Source organism: Nocardia sp. SSK8 (assembly GCF_037034205.1).
In the GTDB taxonomy this organism is placed as follows: Bacteria; Actinomycetota; Actinomycetes; order Mycobacteriales; family Mycobacteriaceae; genus Nocardia.
The window spans coordinates 699,955-725,443 of record NZ_JBAGKD010000001.1 but is presented as its reverse complement, the minus strand read 5'-3'; the positions used below and the strand labels follow the sequence as shown (position 1 = coordinate 725,443).

At 70.9% G+C, this 25,489-nt stretch carries 22 protein-coding genes; 7 read left to right on the top strand and 15 right to left on the bottom strand.

The features are described 5' to 3' along the window. Positions 1–127: 127 nt before the first annotated feature. Positions 128–4,393: an ATP-dependent RNA helicase HrpA gene (gene hrpA / locus WA675_RS03240; protein WP_336081712.1), complete on the top strand. Its 4,266-nt coding sequence runs from the start codon at positions 128–130 to the stop codon at positions 4,391–4,393. Positions 4,394–4,400: 7 nt separating this feature from the next. Here hrpA and nrdR read toward each other — a convergent pair whose 3' ends face one another. The 3 genes from nrdR to WA675_RS03225 form a co-directional block, all read right to left on the bottom strand. Further along, positions 4,401–4,874, bottom strand: a complete 474-nt coding sequence (gene nrdR, locus WA675_RS03235; RefSeq protein WP_336081710.1) for a transcriptional regulator NrdR — start codon at positions 4,872–4,874, stop codon at positions 4,401–4,403. Between the two features lie 51 nt (positions 4,875–4,925). Next, positions 4,926–6,155: a hypothetical protein gene (locus tag WA675_RS03230; RefSeq protein ID WP_336081708.1), complete on the bottom strand. Its 1,230-nt coding sequence runs from the start codon at positions 6,153–6,155 to the stop codon at positions 4,926–4,928. Between the two features lie 150 nt (positions 6,156–6,305). Beyond that, positions 6,306–7,001: a hypothetical protein gene (locus WA675_RS03225; RefSeq protein WP_336081706.1), complete on the bottom strand. Its 696-nt coding sequence runs from the start codon at positions 6,999–7,001 to the stop codon at positions 6,306–6,308. A 231-nt stretch (positions 7,002–7,232) separates the two neighbouring features. Here WA675_RS03225 and lexA point away from each other — a divergent pair, with 231 nt between their 5' ends. Next, positions 7,233–7,949, top strand: coding sequence for a transcriptional repressor LexA (gene lexA / locus WA675_RS03220; RefSeq protein ID WP_336081704.1), 717 nt, complete (start codon positions 7,233–7,235; stop codon positions 7,947–7,949). Here lexA and WA675_RS03215 read toward each other — a convergent pair. The 7 genes from WA675_RS03215 to WA675_RS03185 form a co-directional block, all read right to left on the bottom strand. Beyond that, on the bottom strand, positions 7,946–8,686 hold the full coding sequence (locus WA675_RS03215) for a pirin family protein (RefSeq protein ID WP_336081702.1): 741 nt from the start codon (positions 8,684–8,686) through the stop codon (positions 7,946–7,948). The genes lexA and WA675_RS03215 overlap by 4 nt on opposite strands. A gap of 97 nt (positions 8,687–8,783) precedes the next feature. Then, entirely contained in the window at positions 8,784–9,656 is an 873-nt protein-coding gene (locus WA675_RS03210; protein WP_336081700.1) for a lysophospholipid acyltransferase family protein, read from the bottom strand. A 127-nt stretch (positions 9,657–9,783) separates the two neighbouring features. Continuing rightward, positions 9,784–11,214, bottom strand: a complete 1,431-nt coding sequence (gene hflX, locus WA675_RS03205) for a GTPase HflX (protein WP_336081869.1) — start codon at positions 11,212–11,214, stop codon at positions 9,784–9,786. Between the two features lie 168 nt (positions 11,215–11,382). Continuing rightward, complete coding sequence (gene dapF, locus WA675_RS03200) at positions 11,383–12,264, bottom strand: diaminopimelate epimerase (RefSeq protein WP_336081867.1); 882 nt, start codon at positions 12,262–12,264, stop codon at positions 11,383–11,385. Between the two features lie 44 nt (positions 12,265–12,308). Continuing rightward, positions 12,309–13,133 (bottom strand): TrmH family RNA methyltransferase, encoded by an 825-nt coding sequence (locus WA675_RS03195; RefSeq protein WP_336081699.1) that lies wholly within the window; start codon positions 13,131–13,133, stop codon positions 12,309–12,311. Positions 13,134–13,141: 8 nt separating this feature from the next. Then, positions 13,142–14,086, bottom strand: coding sequence for a tRNA (adenosine(37)-N6)-dimethylallyltransferase MiaA (gene miaA / locus WA675_RS03190; protein WP_336081698.1), 945 nt, complete (start codon positions 14,084–14,086; stop codon positions 13,142–13,144). Next, positions 14,083–14,856, bottom strand: coding sequence for a hypothetical protein (locus WA675_RS03185; protein WP_336081697.1), 774 nt, complete (start codon positions 14,854–14,856; stop codon positions 14,083–14,085). Before WA675_RS03185 ends, miaA begins: the two co-directional genes overlap by 4 nt. 263 nt (positions 14,857–15,119) lie before the next feature. Between WA675_RS03185 and WA675_RS03180 the strand changes: the two genes are divergently transcribed. Then, positions 15,120–16,499, top strand: a complete 1,380-nt coding sequence (locus WA675_RS03180; RefSeq protein WP_336081696.1) for a DUF349 domain-containing protein — start codon at positions 15,120–15,122, stop codon at positions 16,497–16,499. Positions 16,500–16,553: 54 nt separating this feature from the next. On the opposite strand, the gene WA675_RS03175 is transcribed toward WA675_RS03180, so the two are convergent. Both WA675_RS03175 and miaB read right to left on the bottom strand, forming a co-directional pair. Continuing rightward, entirely contained in the window at positions 16,554–17,132 is a 579-nt protein-coding gene (locus WA675_RS03175) for an Rv2732c family membrane protein (RefSeq protein WP_336081866.1), read from the bottom strand. Positions 17,133–17,257: 125 nt separating this feature from the next. After that, on the bottom strand, positions 17,258–18,802 hold the full coding sequence (gene miaB, locus WA675_RS03170; RefSeq protein ID WP_336081695.1) for a tRNA (N6-isopentenyl adenosine(37)-C2)-methylthiotransferase MiaB: 1,545 nt from the start codon (positions 18,800–18,802) through the stop codon (positions 17,258–17,260). Positions 18,803–19,025: 223 nt separating this feature from the next. On the opposite strand from miaB, the gene WA675_RS03165 reads away from it, so the two are divergent. The 4 genes from WA675_RS03165 to WA675_RS03150 all read left to right on the top strand — a co-directional run bounded on the left by WA675_RS03165 (position 19,026) and on the right by WA675_RS03150 (position 22,275). Beyond that, positions 19,026–19,754, top strand: coding sequence for an amino acid ABC transporter ATP-binding protein (locus WA675_RS03165; RefSeq protein WP_336081865.1), 729 nt, complete (start codon positions 19,026–19,028; stop codon positions 19,752–19,754). Between the two features lie 37 nt (positions 19,755–19,791). Further along, positions 19,792–20,628: a glutamate ABC transporter substrate-binding protein gene (locus WA675_RS03160; RefSeq protein WP_336081693.1), complete on the top strand. Its 837-nt coding sequence runs from the start codon at positions 19,792–19,794 to the stop codon at positions 20,626–20,628. Between the two features lie 91 nt (positions 20,629–20,719). Beyond that, positions 20,720–21,385, top strand: coding sequence for an amino acid ABC transporter permease (locus WA675_RS03155; RefSeq protein WP_336081691.1), 666 nt, complete (start codon positions 20,720–20,722; stop codon positions 21,383–21,385). Further along, positions 21,382–22,275 carry an amino acid ABC transporter permease gene (locus WA675_RS03150; RefSeq protein ID WP_336081689.1) on the top strand — a complete coding sequence of 298 codons (894 nt, stop codon included), beginning with the start codon at positions 21,382–21,384 and terminating at the stop codon, positions 22,273–22,275. The genes WA675_RS03155 and WA675_RS03150 overlap by 4 nt, the downstream gene beginning before the upstream one ends. 366 nt (positions 22,276–22,641) lie before the next feature. Here WA675_RS03150 and WA675_RS03145 read toward each other — a convergent pair whose 3' ends face one another. The 3 genes from WA675_RS03145 to WA675_RS03135 form a co-directional block, all read right to left on the bottom strand. Beyond that, positions 22,642–23,502, bottom strand: coding sequence for a 3-hydroxyacyl-CoA dehydrogenase (locus WA675_RS03145; protein WP_336081688.1), 861 nt, complete (start codon positions 23,500–23,502; stop codon positions 22,642–22,644). Between the two features lie 150 nt (positions 23,503–23,652). After that, positions 23,653–24,651 (bottom strand): glycine betaine ABC transporter substrate-binding protein, encoded by a 999-nt coding sequence (locus WA675_RS03140; protein WP_336081686.1) that lies wholly within the window; start codon positions 24,649–24,651, stop codon positions 23,653–23,655. Beyond that, positions 24,648–25,451 carry an ABC transporter permease gene (locus WA675_RS03135; protein WP_336081685.1) on the bottom strand — a complete coding sequence of 268 codons (804 nt, stop codon included), beginning with the start codon at positions 25,449–25,451 and terminating at the stop codon, positions 24,648–24,650. The genes WA675_RS03140 and WA675_RS03135 overlap by 4 nt, the downstream gene beginning before the upstream one ends. Between the last annotated feature and the right edge of the window lie 38 nt (positions 25,452–25,489).

Below are 25,489 nucleotides of genomic sequence, written 5' to 3'. Positions count from 1 at the left end.
ACGCCACGCGTCGCGGCACACCGTGCGCACCGGGTCCTCGCCGTGGTGTGTCGTTGGTCTCGCCGGTGCGGCCAGGGAGCGACGCGACGGAAAACCGCTGGCGGCCTTCGCTAGGCTGACAGATGCAATGACCAGGACAGCTAGCACCGGTACCCGCGCGCTGCGCACCCGCCTGGCGGAGGTCTCGCTGCGCGACGAACACCGGCTCCAGCGCAAGCTCGACCGGACGCGCCCCGAGAACCTGCCCGCCCTCGAGGCCGAGATCGCCGCCGCCGAGACCCGCGTGGCCACCCGCCGCGCGGCGGTCCCGCCGATCACCTACCCCGAGCAACTGCCGGTCTCCGCGCGCCGCGACGACATCGCCGCCGCCATCGCCGCGCACCAGGTGGTGATCGTCGCCGGTGAGACGGGCTCCGGCAAGACCACCCAGATCCCGAAGATCTGTCTGGAGCTGGGGCGCGGCATCCGCGGCACCATCGGGCACACCCAGCCGCGCCGCCTGGCCGCGCGCACGGTCGCCGAGCGGATCGCCGAGGAGCTCGGCACCGAGCTGGGTGATGTGGTGGGCTACACGGTCCGGTTCACCGATCAGGCCTCCGATCGCACGCTGGTCAAACTGATGACCGACGGCATCCTGCTCGCCGAGATCCAGCGCGACCGGCTGCTGCGCCGCTACGACACGATCATCATCGACGAGGCGCACGAGCGCAGCCTCAATATCGACTTCCTGCTCGGCTACCTGAAGCAGCTGCTGCCCAAGCGGCCCGATCTCAAGGTGATCATCACCTCGGCCACCATCGACCCCGAGCTGTTCGCCCGGCACTTCGCCGACGCGCAGGGCACGCCCGCGCCGATCGTGGAGGTCTCGGGCCGGTCCTATCCGGTGGAGCTGCGCTATCGCCCGCTGTCGCTGGAACTGCCGGGCATCGAGGACGACGAGGACACCCGCGTGGTGGACCGCGATCCCACCGACGCCATCGCCGACGCGGTCACCGAACTGTTCGCCGAGGGCGACGGTGACGTACTGGTGTTCCTGTCCGGCGAGCGCGAGATCCGCGACACCGCCGACGCGCTGCGCGATCTGCGCCTGCCGCGCACCGAGGTGGTGCCGCTCTACGCGCGGCTCTCGGCCGCCGAACAGCACAAAGTGTTCACCCCGCACACCGGGCGCCGGGTGGTGCTGGCGACCAATGTCGCCGAGACCTCGCTGACCGTGCCGGGCATCCGCTACGTCGTCGATCCGGGCACCGCCCGCATCTCGCGGTACTCGATGCGCACCAAGGTGCAGCGGCTGCCGATCGAACCGGTCTCGCAGGCCTCGGCGCGGCAGCGTTCGGGTCGCTGTGGTCGCGTCGCCGACGGCATCGCCATCCGGCTGTACTCCGAGGACGATTTCGAATCGCGGCCCGCGTTCACCGAGCCGGAGATCCTGCGCACCAATCTGGCCGCGGTCATCCTGCAGATGACAGCGCTGGGGCTGGGCGACATCGAGAGCTTCCCGTTCGTCGAGGCCCCGGACCGCCGCGCCATCCGCGACGGCATCGCGCTGCTCGAAGAGCTCGGCGCGCTGGCACACGGCAGCGCGAAAGCCGTGGACGGCGAGGCGCATTCGGGTGGGCACCTCACGCTCACCCCGATCGGCCGCGAGATGGCGCAGCTGCCGGTGGACCCGCGCATGGCCCGGATGCTGGTGGAGGCGCACCGCAACGGCTGCCTGGACGAGGTGCTGGTGATCGTGGCCGCGCTGTCCATCCAGGACGTGCGGGAGCGGCCGGTCGAGCACCAGCAAGCCGCCGATACCCAGCACGCCCGCTTCACCGTCGACGGCTCGGACTTCCTGGCCTATCTGCGCCTGTGGGACTACCTCACCGAGCAGCGTAAATCCTTGTCGTCCAACCAGTTCCGCCGTATGTGCCGCGACGAGTTCCTGCACTATCTGCGCATCCGCGAATGGCAGGACCTGCACGGCCAGTTGCGCACCATCACCCGTGGGCTGGGCTGGAACGACGCGGCCCGGCGCGACTCCGGCGAGGAGTCCGGCACCGGGCGTCGTGGCCGGGAACGGGGCGCCCCCGAACGCGGCCCGGATGCCGGGCCGACACCGAGCGGTGACGCGTCCGGGACGGCATCCGCGCGTGGACGACGCGGTCGCGGTGAACGCAGTCCGGAACGGGCACAGACACACCCGGGCGAGATCCCCACCAGCGCAGGACACGCGCCCACCGGCGGCGAGCAGGGACCGGGCTCGCGCCGACGGCGTGGCAGCGACCGGCCACAGCGCGGACCAGGGCAGGCCGGCCAGGCACCGCCAGCGCAGGACGCGGCCGAGGCGGCGATGCCGTGGCCCGCCGCGCAGATCCATCAGGCGCTGCTGGCGGGCATGCTCTCGCATGTCGGTGTGCGCGAGGCGGAGTCGCGGGAGTTCCTCGGCGCACGCAATGCCAAATTCATGATCTTCCCCGGCTCCTCGCTGGCCAAGAAGCCGCCGCGCTGGGTGATGGCCGCCGAGCTGGTCGAGACCTCGCGGCTGTGGGGCCGGATCACCGCCAAGGTGGAACCCGAGTGGGCCGAGCGGCTCGCCGGTGATCTGGTGAAGCGCACCTACTCCGAACCGCATTGGTCGGCCAAGCGTGGCGCGGCGCGCGCCTACGAACGGGCCACCCTCTACGGCGTGCCGCTGGTGACCGGCCGTCCCGTCGACTACGGGCGCATCGACCCCGAACTGTCCCGGGAACTGTTCGTGCGCCACGCGCTGGTACAGGGCGAATGGCAGACCCGGCACGGCTTCTTCGCCCGCAACCGCGCGCTGATCGACGACGTCGCCGATCTCGAGCACCGCGCCCGCCGCCGCGACATCCTCGTCGACGACGAGGTGCTCTTCGAGTTCTACGACCAGCGCATCCCCGCCGACATCGTCTCGGTGCGCCACTTCGACAGCTGGTGGCGCAAGGCCGAACGCGAGGACCCGGCCCTGCTGGACTTCTCGGCGGAGACGGTGACCAATGCCGGTGCCGCCGCGCTGGATCCGACCGATTTCCCCGATGCCTGGCGCCAGGGCGAGCTCAGTTTCCCGCTGACCTACCAGTTCGAGCCTGGCCAGGACGACGACGGCGTGACCGTGCGCATCCCGGTCGAACAGCTCGCCCATGTGCGCGCGGTCGGCTTCGACTGGCTGGTGCCCGGCCTGCGCGAGGAACTGGCCGCCGCCTTCATCAAGACCCTGCCGAAGACCCTGCGCCGCGCGGTCGTGCCCGCCCCGGACTTCGCCGCGGCGGCCCTGCGCGGGCTGACCCCGCGCGCCGAACCCTTGCGCACGGGCCTGTCCCGGGAGCTGTCGCGGCTGGGTTCGGTCACCATCACCGCCGAGGACCTCGCCCCCACCGCCCTGCCCGATCACCTGCGGATGACCTTCGCCGCGGTCGACCGGCAGGGCCGGGTGCTGGCCAAGAGCAAGAATCTCGCCCAGCTGAAAGCGCGGCTGGCCGACCAGGTTTCGGCCTCGGTCGCCAAGGCCACCGCGGGGGCCGAACGCGCACCCGCCACGGTGTGGACCTCCGAGTCGCTCGGTTCGGTGGCACCCACGGTGCGCCGCGAGGTGGCCGGGCAGACGGTCACCGGGTACCCCGCGCTGGTTCCCGAGGGCGAGGGCGTGGCGGTGCGGGTGCTCAGTTCACCCGGCGAGCAGGCCGCGGCCATGCGCGCGGGCGTGCGCACCCTGCTGCTGGCCGCGATTCCCACCTCCACCCGCGCCGTCACCTCGGGTCTGCCCGCGGCGGACCGGCTGGCGCTGAGCCAGAATCCGGACGGATCCCTGGACAAGCTCGTGGAGGACTGCCGGATCGCCGCCGCCGACGAGCTGATCGCGAAGGCGGGCGGTCCCGTGCGCAGCCCCGAGGAGTTCGACACGCTGGTGGCCGCGGTGCGCCCGCAGCTCGCCGGGGCGGTCGGCGCGCTGATCCGCGCGGTCGCGCCGGTGCTGTCGGCGGCGCACCAGGCCCGCGCCGCGCTGGCCGAGACCACCGAGACCGATATCGCCGAGGACGTCCGGCACCAGCTCGACGACCTGCTGTTCCCCGGCTTCGTCGCCGAATGGGGCCAGGCGCGGCTGCGCGAACTCCCGCGCTATCTGCTGGCCGCGGCCCAGCGGCTGGAATCACTGCCAGGTTCGGCCGTGCGCGACCGGCAGGGCATGGCCGAGGTGGACCGGATGCTGGCCGCCTACGACAAGCTGGTGCGGAGCCTGCCGGACAACCGCAAGCACGCGCGCGATGTCACCGAGATCTGGTGGATGATCGAGGAACTGCGGGTCAGCCTGTTCGCGCAGAAGCTGGGCACCCCGTATCCGGTATCGGCCAAGCGGATCGAGAAGGCCATCGGCGCGATCCGGCGCTGAGGGCGGGTCAGTCGGCGGCGGCCACCGCGGCCGCGGCCCGGGCGGCCCGCATCTCGGTGATCTCGCGCTCGAAATCCTCGGCGCTGGTGAAGGATCGGTACACCGAGGCGAACCGCAGATAGGCCACCTCGTCCAGATCGCGCAGCGGGCCGAGGATGGCCAGGCCGACCTCGTGGCTGGGGACCTCGGGAGATCCCTTGGCGCGCACCGCGTCCTCGACCTGCTGGGCCAGCAGGTTGAGCGCGTCGTCGTCGACCTCGCGGCCCTGGCAGGCACGCCGGACGCCGACGATGACCTTCTCCCGGCTGAACGGCTCGGTGACGCCACTGCGCTTGACCACCGACAGGATCGCGGTCTCGACGGTGGTGAACCGGCGGCCACAGGTCGGGCAGGATCGCCGTCGGCGGATGGCCGTGCCCTCCTCGACTTCCCGCGAGTCGACGACGCGCGAGTCAGGGTGTCGGCAGTAGGGGCAATGCATCCGAGGGTTCCTTCGTCGAGGCGCACTCCATGGCACTTGACAGAATACCGGTCAGGACCGCACGAGCTGCCACTGCGTGGTCAAGTCCGCGATGATGTCCGGTAACCGGGCGATCATCCGGCCGCGATCGAGCTTGACCGCGAAGGGCTCGCGGTACACCGCGCCCGCCCGCGCCGGGTCGGCGACCAGGTCGAGGTGGCGGGGTACCAGGTCGGCGGTGATGTAGGCCCAGCGGTCGGCGCGGTCGGCCCAGTCGAAGGCGGGCAACGGCATGCGCAGCGCGAGTGTGCTGCCGGGCGCGCCCACCGTGACCGGCGCGTACACCCCCGGCGCGCGGGTGCCGGGCACCGCCGGTTTGCCCGCGATGGTGGTGACGTAGGTGAGCACCCGGCCCAGGCCGTCGCGGCCCGCGGCGGTGACGTCCCACTGGTCGGCGACGATGTGGTTCTGTTCGCGATCGGTCATCCGGATCAGGGCGTCGGTGCGCCCGGCGGTGGTGCCGCCGTCGATCCCGGCCCAGGCCAGCCGCATGCCGTCGTCGAGCAGGCCCGCCGCGCGCATCTCGTCGATCCCTGCCATCCCCTCGGCGAGATAGGCCTCGTGCACCGGCACCAGGTCGGTGAAGATGTGTTTCTGCATGATCATCAGCCGGGTCTGGTACCAGGCCAGGTCCGCGGCGGTCAGGCGCGGGCCGAGCCGGGCCAGGCCGGTGATGTCGGCGGGCACCTCGGCCAGGAGTTCGGGCGGGACCGCGCGCAGCACCTCCGAGACCGCGGTGCCGAGTTCGTGGATGCCCGCCACCGAGAGCACCCCGCCGATATCGCCGACGTCGAAGAAGCCCGAGGCGAACGAGCCGCCCGCGATGCCTGCCAGCCCCGCCCAGTAGAAGTCGGGGCGCGCGGCGGCGAGGCGGAAGTAGTTCACATACACCTGGGTGAAGGTCGCGGTACCGGCGGCGACGCCCCGGTAGGGCGCCCAGGCCGCGAGATCGATGGCGGCGTTGTCGGTGGCGACCACCAGCCAGTACTGGTGCAGCAGGGTCGCGTAGCGGGCAGGCGCGATCCCGGCGGCTCTGGCCTCGTCGAGCGCGGCGCGCAGCGGTTCCTGGGACAGTGGCAGCGCCGGGTGCAGGCCGCCGCCGAATTCGCCGTCGGCGTTGAGCGCCGGGAGATCGAGGAAACCGTCGTACGCGGGGCGCGCGTGCGCGGCGGGGGCGAGCAGAATGCCCAGCAGGACAAGGGGTAGCAGGGCGATCGAGCAGCGGCGCACGGGACCTCGCATCCGATATCGGCCGGAGCGATCCCGCCCCGGTTCAGGATGCAAGTCACGGTAGCAACGTGTTCTAGTTTTCGATCCGTTTTCGTCTGGGACAGTAGGGCGCCCTGCCGCGGGTTACTCGCGGGAAACCCCCGTCACGCAGCGCGATTCAGATCAGCGATAGACCGGGGCAAGACCCCTGGACGGCAGGTCGGCCGGTTCGGTGATGCCCGGGAGCGGCGCGTCGACCCGCTCGGCGAAACCGCCCGCGCGCAGGTGCGCCAGGCCGAGAAACGCGACGACGATCAGCGCGGTCGCCAGCGCCGTCACCGCCAGGGCGGCGAAGCCCCGCCGCGCGCGCTCGACCCGGCGTAACGGGTGCTCGCCGCGCGCCGGACGCGCCACCGGGACCGAGCCCCGGTCATAGAGGGCGAGCTCACTGCGCGGGCGGCGGCGACTCTCCGCCCCGGTGTCTCGCGGAACCATCCGGCGCGGCCGGGACAGCGGCTCCGAGCGCGGCACGGTGGCGAAGGCCAGATCCACCTCGGCATCGGTGAGATCGAAGATCCGGGTGCGCCGTTCGGTGCGCACGAGTTCGCGTGGCAGCGCCACGCGCACCGACCCGGGCGCCGCCGTGCGCACCAGGACCGAGCGACCCGCGGGCTCCGGACTCACGTCGGCGGAATCGGGCGCGCGATCGGCGGCACCCGGAGACTCCACGGGCGGTTCGACCCGTTCCGGCCGGGTCCGCGAGGCGCCGCGAACGAGGGCGAAAGGCCGTGGCGCGCGGGTGGTCCGGCGGCGCCGGAGGACGGGCTCGCGGCCCGGGACGGGATCGAGGGAACGCAGGGCGCCGGTCGCTGTGCTCATCGGAAGAACCTCCGGGGTGGTGTGCTCCGCTGCTGAAGAAAACTGCTGGTGAGGCGATTACATCTCACGCCGTTCGAACATATGTGCGATGAACTGATGTTCGATTTCTACCACGCGGGAACGCCGATGTCAGCACGAAACGCCCGACATGCTCGAACAGATGTTTGATAGTTCGGCGTGGCCCGACTAGCCTCGGAAGCGCGAATTCGACCAGGGAAAGGGCGGGATACGGTGACCCACACAGACGACACGGGTGACGAAAGCGCTACCGGCACCGTCACATCGGGATCCGGCGCGGATCTCACCGTGCGTCAGCGCACGGTCCTCGAGGTCATCCGCACCTCGGTGACCGAACGCGGCTACCCGCCCAGCATCCGCGAGATCGGCGACGCGGTGGGGCTCACCTCCACCTCCTCGGTGGCCCATCAGCTGCGCGCGCTCGAGCGCAAGGGCTACCTGCGCCGCGACCCGAATCGTCCGCGCGCGGTGAACGTCCGCGGGCTCGACGAGGCGGTCCGCGCGGTGACCACCCTGCCCGCCGAACAGCCGGAAGAGGCCGACGCGAGCCGCCCCACCCCCACCTTCGTCCCGGTCCTGGGCCGGATCGCCGCCGGTGGCCCGATCCTGGCCGAACAGGCCGTGGAGGAGGTCTTCCCGCTGCCGCGCGAACTGGTCGGCGACGGGTCGCTGTTCCTGCTGAAGGTCGTCGGGCAGTCGATGGTCGACGCGGCCATCTGCGACGGCGACTGGGTGGTGGTGCGCCAGCAGAACGTGGCCGAGGGCGGCGACATCGTCGCGGCCATGATCGACGGCGAGGCCACCGTGAAGACCTTCAAGCGCTCCGGCAAGGACGTCTGGCTGATGCCGCACAACCCGCACTTCGAGCCGATCCCCGGTAACGACGCGCAGATCCTCGGCAAGGTCGTCACCGTCATCCGCAAGATCTAGCGCACGCTCGCGTCCATCTCCCAGAGCAGCAGTTCGGCGGCGGTCACGGCGGTCACGCGGTGGCCGCCGGTCGCGGTCAGGCGCACGGCGTCGCCCTGGTCGAGCCGCCCGTGCCCCTCGTAGTCGACGGCGCCGCGCGCAACGAACACATGTCCGTACGGCGCGTCCGGGACGGTGATCGTGTGCCCGGGGTCGAGCCGGGCGACATGGAAGGTGGCGTGGCTGTTGCCGATGCCGATCGCGGCGTCCGCGCGATGGCGGGGCATGCCGGAGGCGACCGGGATCAGGGTGTTGCGGGCGAGTTCGCCCTCGATGTCGAGTTCCTGGTAGCCGGGTGCGGCGCCCGCGGTGTCGGGCGGAATCCACATCTGCACCACGTGCAGACGTTCGGTCTCGCGGTAGCCCGCGCCGTTGCGCTCGGAGTGACGGATGCCGGTGCCCGCGCTCATCCGCTGCGCCAGCCCGGGCTGGATCACCCCGGAGTGGCCGGTCGAATCCTGGTGCACCACAGTGCCTTCCAGCACCCAGGTGAGAATCTCGGTGTCGCGATGCTGGTGGGTGTCGAAGCCCTCGCCGGGGTCGACGGTGTCCTCGTTGTGCACCAGCAGCAGACCGTGCGCGTAGTCCTCGAGCACGAAATTGCCGGTCGCCGGGAACGACTGCTTCGAGACAAGCCACTCGTTGCGCCAGTGCCACCGGTCCGCGCCGGGGATCACCTGGACCCGCGCTGTCGTCATCACCGCCACCTCTCGCTATCCGGACTCGAGTCCGTATAGCTGGTAACCCCGGCGGCGGCGCGGGCATTCCGCGCCGCCCCGGGTCAGGCGGTGTGGATCACCAGGGCAGGGCGCCGCGCAGGCGCCCGACCAGGCTGCGCCCGGAGTCGCGCTCACGCTCGGTGAACAGGAACTGCAGCTCCTCCTCCAGGCCCTTGCGCACCACATCGCGCAGGTCGGCGGCGGCGCCGTCGAGATCCTCCGCCTCGAGCCACGGGGTGGGGTCGATCGGAGCGCCCGCGGAGAAGTAGAACCGCTCCGGCCGCGGGATCGGCGTGGGACCGAGACCCTTGACCAGCGGCGGGTTCAGTTCGGGGTTGATACCCAGCAGCTCGCAGGTCCAGCGCAGCGGCCGCATGGCCGGGTGCTGGCCGTCGAAGACGATGTCGTAGGCGTCGTCGATGCCGATCATGGCCAGCGGCACGATCGGCACGCCCGCCTGGATGGCCATCCGCGCGAAGCCGGTGCGGCCCTCCCACTTGAGCACGTACTTCTCACCCTTGCGCCGGATCGCCTCGCGCCCGCCGCCGGGGAACACCACCACGGCCTCGCCGCGCTCGAGCAGCGCCAGGCAGTTCGACCTGGTCCCCCGCACCGCGCCGAAGCGGTGCAGGATGTCGCGCACACCCGGCTGCATCAGCACATGCTCGGCCAGCCCGCGTACCAGCCTGCCCCGCTCGCGCAGAATCGCGGGCATGAGCAACGGCGCGTCGATGCCGCCGAGCAGATTGTGGTTGGCCACGATGAGCACCGGCCCCTCGACCGGAATGTTCTCCAGGCCGAAGAAGCGCGGGCTGGTCCAGGCCCGCAGCGGCGCGAAGAAGGCCTCGAAGGCCCGGATCTCCCACTCGCTGGGCGCCGGATTCAGCGGCGCCCCATCGGAGAGGATCGGGCCGCCCTGCTCGGCCCGTCCTGTCCCGTCCTCGTTCACAATTCTTGGACCCCGCTGGTCGTTCGACATAACACCCTCCTGCTGTCGACATTCGACCATAGCTTCCGAAAAAGGCCGTGTCGCATCGACATTCGACCGCAAACGGTCGGCAAATCAGCGAAAAAGATCAGCTGAGCACCGGCTCGGCGGGCCCGGAATGGGCGTATTCGGACAGTGCCGCCGCCAAGGCGTGGGGCACCCGGGCACGCACCCGGGTTCCGCCTTCCTCATGGTCGGAGGAGATGATACGGCCGTCGGCGTGGATGCGGGCGAGCAGGTCGCCGCGGCTGTAGGGCAGCAGGACCGTGATGTCGACGTCGAGACCGCCGAGCACCTCGGAAAGCCGTTCGCGCAACTCCTCGATCCCGGCGCCGGTGTGCGCCGAGACGAACGCCGCGTCGGCGAGCATGCCGCGCAGCCGGGTGAGCTCGTTCGGGTCGGCGGCGTCGATCTTGTTCACCACCAGCAGCTCCGGCGGAGCCGTGGTGCCCTGCTCCTTGATCACATCGGTGATCACCTCGCGCACGGCCCTGATCTGCTCGAGCGGCAGCGGGTCGGACCCGTCCACGACGTGCAGCAGCAGGTCGGCGCCGGTGACCTCCTCCAGCGTCGAGCGGAAGGCCTCGACCAGCTGGGTCGGCAGGTGGCGCACGAACCCGACGGTGTCGGTGAACACCATCTCGCGACCGTCGTCGAGCGCGGCCCGGCGGGTGGTCGGGTCGAGGGTGGCGAACAGCGCGTCCTGTACCAGCAGACCCGCGCCGGTCAGGGCGTTCATCAGGCTGGACTTGCCCGCGTTGGTGTAGCCGACGATGGCCACCGCGGGCACCCCGCTGGCGCTGCGGCGCGCGCGCATGGTGTCGCGGGCGGTCTTCATCTCCCGGATCTCGCGGCGCAGCTTGGCCATGCGTTCGCGGATGCGGCGGCGGTCGGTCTCGATCTTGGTCTCACCGGGACCACGCAGACCGACACCGCCGTTGGACCCGGCCCGGCCACCGGCCTGCCGCGACATGGACTCACCCCAGCCGCGCAGGCGCGGCAGCATGTATTCCATCTGGGCGAGCGCGACCTGGGCCTTGCCCTCGCGGGAGGTGGCGTGCTGGGCGAAGATGTCGAGGATCAGCGCGGTGCGGTCGATGACCTTCACCTTGACGACCTTCTCCAGCGCGGTGAGCTGGGCCGGGGTCAGCTCACCGTCGCAGATCACGGTGTCGGCGCCGGTCTCGAGGACCACGGTGCGCAGTTCCTCGGCCTTGCCGGAGCCGATGTAGGTGGCCGGGTCGGGCTTGTCACGGCGCTGGATCAGGCCCTCGAGGACCTCCGAGCCCGCGGTCTCGGCGAGCGCGGCCAGCTCGACCATGCTGGCCTCGGCCTGCGCGGAACTGCCGGTGGTCCAGACGCCGACCAGCACGACGCGCTCGAGGCGCAGCTGCCGGTATTCGACCTCGGTGATGTCGGTGAGTTCGGTGGACAGCCCGGCCACCCGGCGCAGCGAGGAGCGCTCGTCGAGCTGCATCTCGCCGACGGTGGGTTCGGGCGCCCAGCCGGGACGCTGCATCCGCGCCGCGTGGCGGGCGATCGCGTCGTCGACGTCGCCGCGGTCGGCGGCCACGCCGGGATCGGCCGTACCGGTGGGTTCGGCCGTCGGTTCTGTGGGGGTTTCTGGTTTCGTCATACGTTCTCCATGCTGCCACGTCACGGTGACAGGGCGCATCCGGTTATCGCGCTACCGCGCGTCCCACCAGTCCCGGGAGAGCGTGCCGGTGGCCAGCAGCACCGAGGGGCCGCGCAGCCAGGCCCGGCCGTCGGTGATCGTGACGCGCACCTGCCCGCCGGGGACCCGCACGGTGACCTCGCCCGAGCCGGAGCCCGGCGCGCGGCCCGCGGCGGTGAGCGCGGCGGCGGCCGCGGCCACGGTGCCGGTGCCGCAGGAGCGGGTCTCGCCGACGCCGCGTTCGTAGACGCGCATGTCGACGGCGCCGTCCGCGCCCAGGGCGGTGAGGATCTCGACGTTGACCCCGTGCGGGAACAGGTCGGGGTCGAAGCCCGGCGACAGCGTGAGGTCGAGCCCGGCCAGCGCCTCGGCGGTGAGCCCGGCGTCCACGCAGGCCAGGTGCGGGTTGCCGACATCGATGCCGATGCCCGGCAGCGGCCGCCCGCTCAGCGTCGCGGTGGACGGGCCGAGCTCGCGGACCTCGCCCATGTCCACGGTGACCTCGCCGTCGACCGGACCGGCCGCGTGCACCACCACCGGCCGCGCGCCCGCCCGGCTGCCCACCACGTACTCGGTGGCGGTCTCCAGCCCGGAGGCGTTGAGGTAGTGCGCGAACACCCGCACCCCGTTGCCGCACATCTCGGCGATCGAGCCGTCGGCATTGCGGTAGTCCATGAACCAGTCGCCCGGGCCCACGCCGGTGGGCAGGGCGTCGAGCACGCCCGCCGACACCAGTTCGGCCGCCTTGGCCACCCGCAGCACCCCGTCGGCGCCCAGCCCGCGCTGCCGGTCGCACAACGCGGCGACGCGGTCGGTGGTCAGGTCCAGGCGGACCTGCGGGTCGGGCAGCACCACGAAGTCGTTCTGGGTGCCATGGCCCTTGCTGAATTCGATGTCGGACACAGCCGCCATTGTCCCCTGCCGCGACCGCGCGCCCGCTACCGGGCAAAGGTGCGGCGCTGCCGGGCGATCTCGTAGAGCCCGATCGCCCCGGCCGAGGGCGCGCCCAGTGAGCTGGCGGTGCCGCCCATCGGGATGGTGACCAGGTCGTCGCAGGCCTCGGCCCACGCGGCGCTCATCCCGGAGGTCTCGTTGCCGATGACCAGGATGGTGGCCTCGGTGAAGTCGTAGTCGTAGATCGTGCTGGGCGCGCCCTCGTCGGTGCCGACGATGCGGGTGGGGATGCCGCGCGCGATCTGGCGATCCCGGAATTCGACGACCTGGGCCGGGCCCGCGGCGCGCAGCACCGGCATCGAGAACAGCGAGCCGGTGGAGGCGCGCACGGCCTGCGGGTCGAACTGGTCGGCGCCGTGCCCGGTGACGATCACCCCGGACGCGCCGAAGGCATCGGCCGAGCGGATCAGGGTGCCCAGGTTGCCCGGCGAGTTCGGCCGGTCGAAGACCACCACGACGGGCGCGTCCTCCCCCGGCTCGCCCGGCGCGAACTCGGCCGGATCGGGCTGGCGCGAGACCGCGACCGCCACGATCTCCGGAATGCTCGCCGACTTCTCGCCCAGTTCGGCCATCAGTTCGGGGACCAGCCCGACCTGCGGGACATCGGCGGTGTCGAGCAGTTCGCGCGCCCAGTTCGACAGGTCCGGGGTGCCGAGGCGGTAGAGCAGGGTCTCGAGCGGCCAGCCGTTGTCGATGGCCTGGGTGATCGGCCGCACGCCCTGCACGAGGAACCGGCCGTCACGATGACGTTTCGTCCGGTTGTTGAGGTAGGCCTGCCATACCTGCACCGAGGCATTGCGGGTACTCACTCGTCGGCTCACTGCGCGGTCCGTCCTGTCTGGTCTGCGGGGTCGGTGAGCAGCGCCAGCGCGGTCGCGGCGAGCTCGGGATCGGCGCCGTCGACCCAGGACACCCGGGGATCGCGGCGGAACCACGACCGCTGTCGGCGCACGTACCGGCGGGTGCCGATGAGGGTGCGCTCGCGGGCGTGGGCGAGGTCGTATTCGCCGTCGAGATGGGCCAGCACCTGGGCGTAGCCGATCGCGCGGCGGGCGGTCTGGCCCGCGCGCAGGCCCGCGCCGAGCAGGGCGCGGACCTCCTCGACCAGGCCGGTGTCGAACATCAGGGCGGTGCGGGTCTCGATTCGCGCGTCCAGCGCGGCGGTCTCCCGGTCGACGCCGAGGATGCGGGTGTTCCAGCGCGGTTCGCCGATGGTCGGCGCCGACGCGGCGAAGGGCTTACCGGTCAGCTCCACCACCTCGAGCGCGCGCACCATCCGCCTGCCGTCGGTGGGTAGGATGGTGGCGGCCGCGACCGGATCGGCCGCCCGCAGGGCCGCGTGCACGGCCGTGACCCCGCCCTCGGCGAGCAGCGCCTCCCAGCGCGCGCGCACGGCCGGATCGGTGGCCGGGAAATCCCACTGGTCGAGCAGGGCCTGCACGTACATCATCGAGCCGCCGACGATCACCGGCACGTGCCCGCGCGCCATGATGTCGGTGACCACCGCCGAGGCCGCGCTCTGGTAGGCGGCGACCGTGGCGGTCTCGGTGACGTCGAGGACATCGAGCAGATGGTGCGGGATGCCCCGCCGCTGCGCGGGCGGCAGCTTGGCGGTGCCCACGTCCATACCGCGGTAGAGCTGCATGGCGTCGATGTTGACGATCTCGCCGCCGAGGCGCTCGGCGAGGTCGAGGGCCAGGTCGGACTTGCCGGTGGCGGTGGGGCCGACGACGGCGATCGGACGGTCGAACCCGCTGGTCACCGACCGTCCCCTTCCTGTCCGCACGGCTGCCACACACTCACGTCGTAGCCGACGCCGTAGGGGGCGCCCTGGTAGAGGGTACGCACCCGCGGATCGGCCGGATCGGCGGCGAACAGCCCGCCCAGCGCCTGATAGGCCGCGCGCCCGTCGAGCACCAGTTGCGCGCACAGCTCGGGCTCGAGCACGGCCAGCCCGGCCCGGGAACCGGCGCGCAGGGCGGTGTCGAGCGCGGCCTGCACGGGCGCGGCCCGCTCGTCGAGGTAGCCGGGGGCCGCGACGGTCAGGGTGGCCGCGCCGTCGGCGAGCACCAGCACCGCGTGCGAGTCCGGGTCGGCGTCGAGTTCGGCGCGCAGGGCGGCCCCGGCGCGCAGGCAGTCGTCGGGCGCGGTGTCGGCGGCGAGCAGCCGGGCCTCGATCGACACCCCCGGCGCGACCCGCTCCCGCAACCATCCGGCGACCAGTACCGGCAGCGGAAGCTGGGCGTCTGCTGGGGCGGGTGCCGCGGTGGCCGGGCCGAGCCCGACGACGACATCGGCGCCGAACCCGCGGAAGGTGCCGGTGGTGGCGGGACCGTAGTTCCGGGTCCGCTCGCCGGTGCCGAGCACGGTCCAGCGGGTGGCGACGGCGGCCAGCGCGGCCGCGGCGTCGAGCGCGGCGGTGCGCAGCGCCACGACCGGATCGTCGGGGTCGGCGCCGGACGCCGGCGCGCGCCCGCACAGTTCGGGCACCAGCATCGGCGGCGACGGGACCAGGGCCGCTATCGAGAACACGCGGTAACCGTAGCCGGACCGGGCGCGGGGCCCCGCATCCGGCGCACCGTGACCGAGCGGCGGACTGCGAGTGTCCGGCGCGGTGATACCGGCCGGGATTGCTAGTGTTTTCTGGTGCGACTACCCACGTCGTCCGGGACGAAATCCCAGGAAATCCGGCATCCGATCACTCGGATCGATGGTTTCCTCGGCTCGAACCGGGTTCAATGGGATGTGCTAGGGCGTAACCAGGCAGCCGTGACGCGCGGCAGGGACGGAGAGCAATGACCGACAGCAACGGAACCGCGAAGCCCACCCCCGGTCCGGGCCCGCGACCGTCCGGTACCCCCAAGCCCGGTGGACAGTCTCCCCGTCCGCCGAAGCCTCATGCCGTGAAACCGGCGCCGGGCCCCGATCAACCGCACCCGCACCCCGTGGTCGTGCCGACCGTGACCGACCCCAGCAAGTGGGGCCGTGTCGACGAGGACGGCACCGCGTGGGTCAAGACCGCCGACGGTGAGCGCGTCATCGGCTCCTGGCAGGCCGGTGACGCCGCCGAGGGCCTCGAGCACTTCGGCCGCCGCTTCGACGACCTCGCCACCGAGGTCGCGCTGCTGGAGGCCCGGCTGGCCGCGGGCGCCGACGCGCGCAAGACCAAGGCCGCCGCCCTCGCCATCGCCGAGACGCTGCCGACCGCCGCCGTCATCGGGGACATCGAGGGCCTGGCCACCCGGCTGCAGGCCATCACCGAGCACTCCGAGGAAGCCGCCGCGCACGCCAAGGAGGAGAAGGAGCGCACCCGGCACGAGCACACCGAGCGCAAGGAAGCCCTGGCCGCCGAGGCCGAGCAGATCGCCGCCGAGTCCACCCAGTGGAAGGCCGCGGGCGACCGGCTGCGCGAGATCCTCGAGGAGTGGAAGTCCATCCGCGGGGTCGATCGCAAGGTCGACGACGCGCTGTGGAAGCGCTACTCCAAGGCGCGCGAGGCGTTCAACCGCCGCCGCGGGGCGCACTTCGCCGAGCTCGACCGCGAGCGCGCCTCGGCCAAGACGCGCAAGGAAGAGCTGTGCGTGCGCGCCGAGGAGCTGTCCGGCTCCACCGACTGGACCGGTACCGCCGCGGTGTTCCGCGATCTGCTCACCGAGTGGAAGGCCGCGGGCCGGGCGCCGCGCGAGGCCGACGAGGCGCTGTGGCGGCGGTTCAAGAGCGCCCAGGACGTGTTCTTCGCCGCCCGCAACGCGGCGGTCTCCGAGCGCGACGCCGAGTTCGAGCACAATGCCACCGCCAAGCAGGACCTGCTGCGCGCCTACGAGCACATCGACCCGGCCACCGGGCTCGACGCCGCCCGGGCCGCGCTGCGCGAACTGCAGGACAAGTGGGACGCCATCGGCAAGGTCCCGCGCGAGCGCATGCAGGAGCTCGAGGGCAAGCTGCGCGCCATCGAGAAGCGGGTGCGCGACGCCGCCGACCAGCAGTGGCGGCGCACAGATCCGGAGGCCGTGGCCCGCGCCGCGCAGTTCCGCGAGCGGGTCGCCCAGTTCGAGGAGCAGGCCGCCAAGGCCACCGCGGCGGGTAAGAAGCGCGACGCGGAGAAGGCCCTGGAACAGGCCAAGCAGTGGCGTGAATGGGCCGAAGCGGCCGAAGGCGCCGTCAGCAACCGCTGACACACCGACAAAGCCCCCGACCGCGTGGTCGGGGGCTTTGTCGTGGTTGGGGTGCTATTCGCCGTTGAGGCGCTTGCGGTCGCGTTCCTCGGCCTCGCGCGCGGCATTGCGGCGCTGTTCCTCGGCGGCCAGCTGCACCGCCGTGCGGCTCCACACCACCCGCACCCAGTGGAAGGTGAGCACCATGATGGCCACGGTGCCCAGGATCAGGCCGATGCCGGGGCCCGCGCCCTCGTAGTTACCCAGGCCGGGGGTCTGCCGGTGCCAGATGGACAGCACGCCGAACACACTGCCGACCGCGGACCCGGCCACGGCCAGCCAGGCCAGCACCCAGCGGCGGGTCATCAGTGCCAGCAGCGAGAAGCCGACGCCGAACACGATCACCAGCCAGACGAACAACCGTGAGGGCAGGCCGATGTGCTCGATCCGGGCCGCGTCGGTATTGAGCAGCACGTCGAAACCGCGCGCGGAGCCCGCGTGCGAGAGCACCAGCGAGATCAGCAGCGCGAAAACCGCGCCCGCCACCACCATCGCCCGCGCGCCGGGGTCGATCTCCCCGGCGATGCGCCGTTCGACCGCGTCGATCTCGCCGCGGAATTGCTCGAAGTCCTGGTCGTCGTCCACCCGGGTCACCGCGTTCTCGCTCCTGTTGTCGGCAGGCTGGTCGCTGCTGGTCTCCACTGTGCCATCACCGCTCGGACCGGCGTCGGCCGACCCACTACGGCCGGTAGTAGGTTCGGGTTCGCCGACCGGCCCGCTCACGCCGGGCAGCCGGTCGAGCAGCCGCTGTCGACGGGCTCGACGGCGGGCGCGCCGATCCGCGGCAGACCCAGGCCCACCCCGATCGGCGCGGTCTTGGGCGTCACGCCGCGCTCGTGCGCGTCCCCGGCGCGGGTGCGGCGGTGCGATTTCACCACGCCGTCGGCGATCAGGTGGTGCGGCGCGGCGGCGGTGATGTCGACGACGACGATGTCGCCGGGCCGGATGCCCGCGTCGTCGCCCGGGCGGAAATGCACCAGCCTGCCGTCGCGGGCGCGCCCGCTCATCCGGGCGGTGGCCGCGTTCTTCTTGCCCGCGCCCTCGGCGACGAGCAGTTCCACCTCGGTGCCGATCAGCGCCTGATTGCCTTCCAGGGAGACCTGCTCCTGCAGCGCGATCAGCCGGTCGTAGCGTTCCTGCACGACCGCCTTGGGCAGCTGGTCGGGCAGTTCGGCGGCCGGGGTGCCGGGGCGCTTGGAGTACTGGAAGGTGTAGGCGCTGGTGAACCGAGCCTGCCGGACCACGTCCAGGGTCTCCTGGAAGTCCTCCTCGGTCTCGCCGGGGAAGCCCACGATGATGTCGGTGGTGATCGAGGCGTGCGGCATGGCGGCGCGCACCTTGTCGATGATGCCGAGGAAGCGCTGCTTGCGGTAGGAGCGGCGCATCGCCTTGAGCACGCGGTCGGAGCCGGACTGCAGCGGCATGTGCAGCTGCGGGCAGACGGTGGGGGTCTGCGCCATGGCCTCGATGACGTCGTCGGTGAACTCGGCCGGGTGCGGCGAGGTGAACCGCACCCGCTCCAGGCCCTCGATCTGCCCGGTCGCGCGCAGCAGCTGGGCGAAGGCGCCGCGGTCGCGCGGCTGCTCCGGGTCGACGAAGTTCACGCCGTAGGAGTTGACGTTCTGCCCGAGCAGGGTGACTTCGAGGACGCCCTGCTCGACCAGCGCCTGCACCTCGGCGAGCACGTCACCGGGGCGGCGGTCGACCTCCTTGCCACGCAGCGCGGGCACGATGCAGAAGGTGCAGGTGTTGTTGCAGCCCACCGAGATCGACACCCAACCGGCGTAGGCCGACTCGCGCTTGGCGGGCAGGGTGGACGGGAACGCCTCGAGCGACTCGAGGATCTCGACCTGGGCCTGCTCGTTGTGCCGGGCGCGCTCGAGCAGCACCGGCAGCGAGCCGATGTTGTGCGTGCCGAAGACCACGTCGACCCAGGGCGCCTTGCGCACCACGGTCTCGCGGTCCTTCTGCGCCAGGCAGCCGCCGACGGCGATCTGCATGCCCGGCCTGCCCTGCTTGACCGGGGCCAGGTGCCCCAGGGTGCCGTAGAGCTTGTTGTCGGCGTTCTCGCGCACCGCGCAGGTGTTGAACACCACCAGGTCGGGGGTGTCCGCGGGGGCGGCCTTCACATAGCCCGCGTCTTCGAGCAGGCCGGACAAGCGTTCGGAGTCGTGTACGTTCATCTGGCAGCCGAAGGTGCGGACCTCGTAACTGCGCGCCTGCGGGTGCGCGCGCTGCGTCGCGTCCTGTCCGTTCGAATCCACCCGTCCAGGGTACGGGCAGAACCGGATGTGGTCTGCGTCGCGGTCGGGAGACGGGCCAGGTACCGGCAGGTTACCGGCGGGTTGCGGTTCGGCGTGGCGGGACGGCGAGTCGCCGAAAGGCGGGCAAATCTCCGAAGAACGCCTAAGGTTTCTGTCCATGACCGACGACGCCGCACCCGCGACCGGGAACGCCGACGGGCCAGCCACTGCCGCTGCGCCGCCGATGATCTCGATGCGCAACGTGGACAAGCACTTCGGTGACCTCCACGTTCTGCGCGATATCACCCTCGATGTGCCCCGCGGGCAGGTCGTGATCGTTCTCGGCCCCTCGGGCTCGGGGAAATCGACCCTGTGCCGCACCATCAACCGGCTCGAACCGATCGATTCCGGTGATATCGCCGTCGACGGTGTCGCGCTGCCCGCCGAGGGCAAGGCGCTGGCCGCGTTGCGCGCCGAGGTGGGCATGGTGTTCCAGTCGTTCAATCTCTTCGCGCACAAGACGATTCTGGAGAACGTCATGCTCGCGCCGATGAAGGTGCGCGGCAAGAAGAAGGACGACGCGCGCAAGCACGCGCTGGCGCTGCTCGACCGGGTCGGCATCGCGAACCAGGCCGGCAAGTACCCCGCGCAGCTCTCCGGTGGTCAGCAGCAGCGCGTGGCCATCGCCCGCTCGCTGGCGATGGACCCCAAGGTGATGCTCTTCGACGAGCCGACCTCCGCGCTGGACCCGGAGATGGTCAACGAGGTGCTCGAGGTGATGGTCTCGCTGGCCAAGGAGGGCATGACCATGCTCGTGGTCACCCACGAGATGGGCTTCGCGCGCCGCGCCGGTGACCGCGTGCTGTTCATGGCCGACGGCGAGATCGTCGAGGACACCGCCCCGGAGGCCTTCTTCACCAACCCGACCTCGGATCGCGCCAAGGACTTCCTCGGCAAGATTCTCAGCCACTGACGCTGTATCCACACCACAAGAGGGAGAAGGAAACTCGATGAGGATCAATCGTGCGGTGCGCGTCGGCATCGGCGCCGTGGCGGTCGCGGTGGCCGCGAGCGTTACCGCGGCCTGCGGCGGTGGTGACGAGAAGTCGGCGCTGGAGAACGCCGCGGACGGCAAGCTCACCATCGGCATCAAGTTCGACCAGCCCGGCCTCGGCCAGCGCAACACCGACGGCACCTACAGCGGCTTCGACGTCGACGTGGCCACCTATGTCGCGGACAAGCTGGGCGTGAAGGCGGAGAACATCACCTTCAAGGAGGCCCCGTCGGGCCAGCGCGAGACGCTGATCGAGAACGGCCAGGTCGACTACATCGTCGCCACCTACTCCATCACCGACACCCGCAAGCAGAAGGTCGACTTCGCCGGGCCGTACTACATCGCCGGTCAGGACCTGCTGGTGCGCGCCGACAATACCGACATCACCGGCCCGGAGTCGCTCGACGGCAAGAAGGTCTGCTCGGTGAAGGGCTCCACCCCCGCGCAGAACATCAAGGACAAGTACCCGCAGGCACAGCTGCAGACCTACGACACCTACTCGCTGTGCATCGACGCGCTGCGCAACGGGGCGATGGACGCGGTCACCACCGACAACGTCATCCTCGCCGGTTACGCCGCCCAGGCGCCCGGTGTCTTCAAGCTGGTGAACAAGCCGTTCACCACCGAGAAGTACGGCGTCGGCCTGAAGAAGGGCGACACCGAACTGCGCACCAAGGTCAACGACGCGATCGAGGCGATGATCGCCGACGGTGCGTGGAAGGCCTCGCAGGAGAAGAACTTCGCCGGTACCGGCATCGCGGTGCCCGCGCCGCCGACCGTCGACCGCTACTGATCGACCGGCACTCGGTGGCCCGGCGGGTCCGGGCCACCGAGTGCCGTAGTACCCCTTGCCCTTATCCCTACCGATCGGAGGACGCGCGTCCGTGTTCGACCTGATCTCGAGGTACGACATCCTCGCAGCATTCTGGGTGACCATCCAGCTGACGTTCTTCTCGGCGATCGGCGCGCTGATCCTCGGGACGATCGTCGCGGGGATGCGAGTCTCACCCATCCCGGTCGCACGCTGGGTCGGCGCGGCCTATGTGTCGATCTTCCGCAATACTCCGCTCACGTTGATCCTCGTGTTCTGCTCGATCGGTCTGTACAACACGCTGGGCTGGAAGCTGGCCGGTGAATCGCTGGTCGACAACAACTTTCGCTGGGCCATCGTCGGTTTGAGCGTCTACACCGGGGCCTTCGTCTGCGAGTCGCTGCGCGCGGGCATCAACACCGTCGCCATCGGTCAGTCGGAGGCGGGCCGCTCGCTCGGCTTCGGCTTCGCGCAGAACCTGCGGCTGATCGTCCTGCCGCAGGCCTTCCGCGCGGTGATCGCACCGCTGGGCAGTGTGCTCATCGCGCTGACGAAGAACTCGACCGTCGCGTCGCTGATCGGTGTCGCCGAGGCCTCGTTCCTGATGAGCGAGATGATCGAGAACGAGGCGGCCCTGCTCACCATCGGCGCGATCTTCGCGCTCGCGTTCGTGGTTCTCACCCTGCCCACCGGCTTGTTCTTCGGTTGGCTGGCCAAGCGGTACGAGGTGGCGCGATGAGTGCACAGTCGTCTGTCCTGTTCGACGCGCCGGGCCCCCGTGCCCGGCTGCGCCACCACCTGTACTCGCTGCTGGTCGTGGTCGCCCTGGTGGTGGCGGGCTGGTGGCTCTACGACGCCTTCGCCGAGAAGGGCCAGTTCACCGCCGAGAAGTGGAAGCCGTTCCTGGAGGCCGGGGTCTGGGAGACCTACCTGCTGCCGGGCCTGCGAGGCACCCTCGTCGCGGCGGCGATCTCGATCGTGGGCGCGCTGATCTTCGGCATGCTCTTCGGCATCCTGCGCCTGTCCGAGCACCGGTGGGTGCGCTGGATCGCGGGGACGATCGTCGAGCTCGCCCGCGCCATCCCGGTGCTGATCCTGATGATCTTCCTGTTCGCGGTGTTCGGCGAGTACAAGCTGTTCCGCTCGGACGACCTGGCGCTGGCCGCGGTCGTCATCGCGCTGATCATCTACAACGCCTCGGTCATCGCCGAGATCGTGCGCGCCGGGATCAAGTCGCTGCCCAAGGGACAAACCGAGGCGGCGGCGGCGCTGGGCCTGCGCAAGGGCCAGCTGATGCGGCTGGTGCTGCTGCCGCAGGCGGTCACGGCGATGCTCCCCGCGCTCGTCTCGCAGATGGTCGTCGTGCTCAAGGACACCGCGCTGGGCTACCAGATCACCTACGTGGAACTGGTGCGGTCGGGTCAGCAGGAAGGCGCCATCCTCGGCAATCCGATCCCGGCGCTGATGGTGGTGGCGTTGATCATGATCACCATCAATATGGCCCTGACCTTCGTGGCGACCAGGCTGGAGAAGCGGTTGCGCACCGGCCGCAAGAAGGGTGGCGTGGTCCTCGCCGCCGATTCGATCCTCACCGACGCCGCCCCCGGCGTCGACATCACCAAGAAGTAGTCCACGCGCATCGCGGGCCCCGCTCGGATCGAGCGGGGCCCGCGATGCTGTGTCCAGTCGTCGCCGAGCAGGCCGGAATCGCGCAGCAGCGCGCCGATCTCGGTGTCGTCGAGCTTGTCGAGCAGCTTGGCGCGCACGAACTTCGGTCCGGGCAGGGTCACCTCGGCGCCGTCACGCAACCGGCTGGTCGCCGCCAGCAGCGCGCGGATGTCGTAGGTCGAGCCGAACACCTCCGGCACGCCGCGTTCGATGCCAGAAGTTGCTCGCCAATGTCCTTCCGCGCGCGGTCGGTGAGGGTGAACAGTCCGTCGGTGTGCGCGTCCACCGCGGATGACGAACCCCTGTAGTACATCCCGACTCCTTCGCCTAGCCGTAGTGGTAGAAACCCTCCCCCGAGGCGATACCGAGCTTGCCCTTGTCGATGTAGTTGGCCTTGAGCCAGTCGGCGAGCTGCTGGTTCTGTTCGTTGCCGCTGTTGTTGAGGATGTTGTAGGGGGTGGTCAGCCCGACGATGTCGAGGATCTGGAACGGGCCCATCGGCGCGCCCGTCGCGATGCGCCAGGTCTTGTCCACCGCCTCGGGTTCGGCGTAGCCGCCCGCGGCGAGCGCGATCCCGGAGTTGAGGAACGGCACCAGCAGCGAGTTGAGTACGTAGCCCGCCTTCTCCTTGTGCAGCTCGATCGGCACCATCCCGATCTGCTCGGCGAAGGCGACGACGGCGGCAAACACCGCGGGATCGGTCTTCGGGGTGCCCATCACCTCGGCGGTGTTGAACTGCCAGACGTGATTGGCGAAGTGCAGGGCCAGGAAGCGGTCGGGGCGGCCGGTGTAGTCGACCATGTCGCTGGGCAGCAGGGTCGAGGAGTTGGTGGCGAACACGGTGCGCTCGGGGGCCAGCTCGCCGAGGCGGGTGTAGAGGTCGCGCTTGATCGAGAGCACCTCGGGCACGGCTTCGATGATCAGGTCGGCCTCGCCCGCGGCCACGGCGAGATCGGTGGTGAGGGTGATGCCCGCGGCGGTCGCGGTGGTCTTGTCCGCGTCGGCGCCCGCGACCTCCTGCTGATAGGTCTTCGCCAGACCCTCGAAGCGTTTCCGGGCGGCGGTCACGGCCGCGTCGTCGATGTCGTAGGAGGTGACATCGAAGCCGCGGAACGCGGTCTGATACGCGATCTGGGATCCCAGTACGCCGGTCCCCAGCACGGTCACCTTGCGGAACTCGATGGTCATGGACGCTCCTCCACTCGCTGTGTCGGTTTCCGGTCTGTCACCACCGTCCATCATGGCCCGGATCCGCGGTGCCGTGGGGACGACAAGCCCCGCGTATCGGACATCTCGGGCGGGCCGGGGGTCACAGTTCGGCAAAGCGCCGCGGGCGGGTCAGCCCGCGGTGACCAGCCCCTCGGCGACCATCCAGTCGCGGGCGACGTCCTCCGGTTCCGCGCCGTCGATATCGACGCGGCGGTTGAGCTCGGTGATCACCACGTTGGTCAGGCGCGCCGAGATCGGGGCCATGATCTCGACGACCTCGGGATGGGCCTGCGCGAAATCACGGCGCATGACCAGCGCGGCGTTGTACTTCGGGAAGAAGCCGCGGTCGTCGTCGAGCAGCACCAGGTCCAGGGCGGGGATGCGGCCGTCGGTGGCGGCGACGGAGCCGAACCGGCACTGGGTGGCGTCGGCGGTGGCCTGGTAGACCAGCGCGTCCTGGACGATCTGCCTGCGCGCGGCGGCCGGGTCGATGCCGTAGGCGGCGGCCAGGCCGGGGTAGCCGTCGGGGCGCACATTGAACTCGGTGCCGACACAGGTGGTCGCCGCGGCGGGGTCGGCGGCGAGCAGGCGCGCGTAGTCCGACAGGGTGCGCACGCCGGTCTCCTCGGCGACGCGGCGGCTGGTGACCAGGGCGTAGGTGTTGTTCATCGGCGCCATGGCAGCCCACACCATGTCGTGCTCGGCCAGGTCGGCGTCGCGGGTGGCCTCGAACTGCTGGACCTCGACCGAGTCGGGGTTGCCCGGCGCGGCGACGACGGGTTTCTCCTTGCCGAGGTAGTTGATCCAGCCGGTGCCGGTGTAGTCGTAGGCGATATCGATCTGGCCGTGCAGCTGGGCGTCGCGCAGGCTGTTGGAGCCCTGGATATTGGTCAGGTCGCGCACATTCGCCCCGGCGGCCGTGAGCGCGAATTCGATGAGGTAGCCGAGGATATTGGCCTCGGTGAAGTCCTTGGAGCCGACCGTGATCGCGACGCCGTCGAGGGCGGGCACCGGTTCGATGCTGCCGGGCCCGACCGGCAGCGGCACCGAACTGCCCGATTGCAGCCCGCAGCCCGCCAGCAGCAGCAGGCCCAGCGCCGCCGCGAGTCCGCGCAGTGATCGGCTCACCGCAACCCCCTCGGTCCCAGATACTGTTCGGCCAGCGCGCCGAGCCAGTCCACCAGCAGCGCCAGAGCCACGGCGAGGACCGCGCCCAGGGTCAGGGTGACGGTGTCGCGCAGTTTGTAGCCGGTGTCGATGAGGATGCCCAGCCCGCCCGCGCTCACCATGAACGACAGCGTCGCGGTGCCGACAGCGAGCACCAGCGCGGTGCGCAGCCCGGCCAGGATGTAGGGCACGGCCAGCGGGAACTCGATGCGGCGCAAGACCTGAGCGCCGGACATGCCCTGCCCGCGGCCCGCGTCGATGAGCGCCGGGTCGACCTGCTGATACCCAAGGATGGTGTTGCGCAGCACCGGCAGCACCGAACAGAACGCGATCGGCGCGACGCCCACCCAGAAGCCGGTGGTCCGGGTGACCAGGTAGCACAGCACGATCAGCCCGATGGCCGGTGCCGAGGCACCGATATTGGCGATGCCGACGAAGATCGGCGCGAGCCGCCGGAACCGCTTGCGCGAGAGCAGCGTTCCCAGCGGCACCGCAACGGCCACCACGATGAGTACCACGGCCACCGTGATCAGCACGTGCTGCCAGGTGACCTCGGCGATGTTGTGCGCACTGATGCTGGCCTGCTGGGTGACGGTGAGATCGCGCCGGAACGCCCACACCAGCACACCGACGGTGAGCACCAGCACCAGGACCGGTTGCACGAGCAGGCGCAGCACTTCGGCGCGGCGCTGCGCCGCGGGTGCCGTCGCGACCGAGGACGTCGCGGAGATCGCCTGTCCCGGAGCGGAATTCGTCACCATCGATACCTCCGCGACGAGTCCGGGGTGAGCCCGCCGAC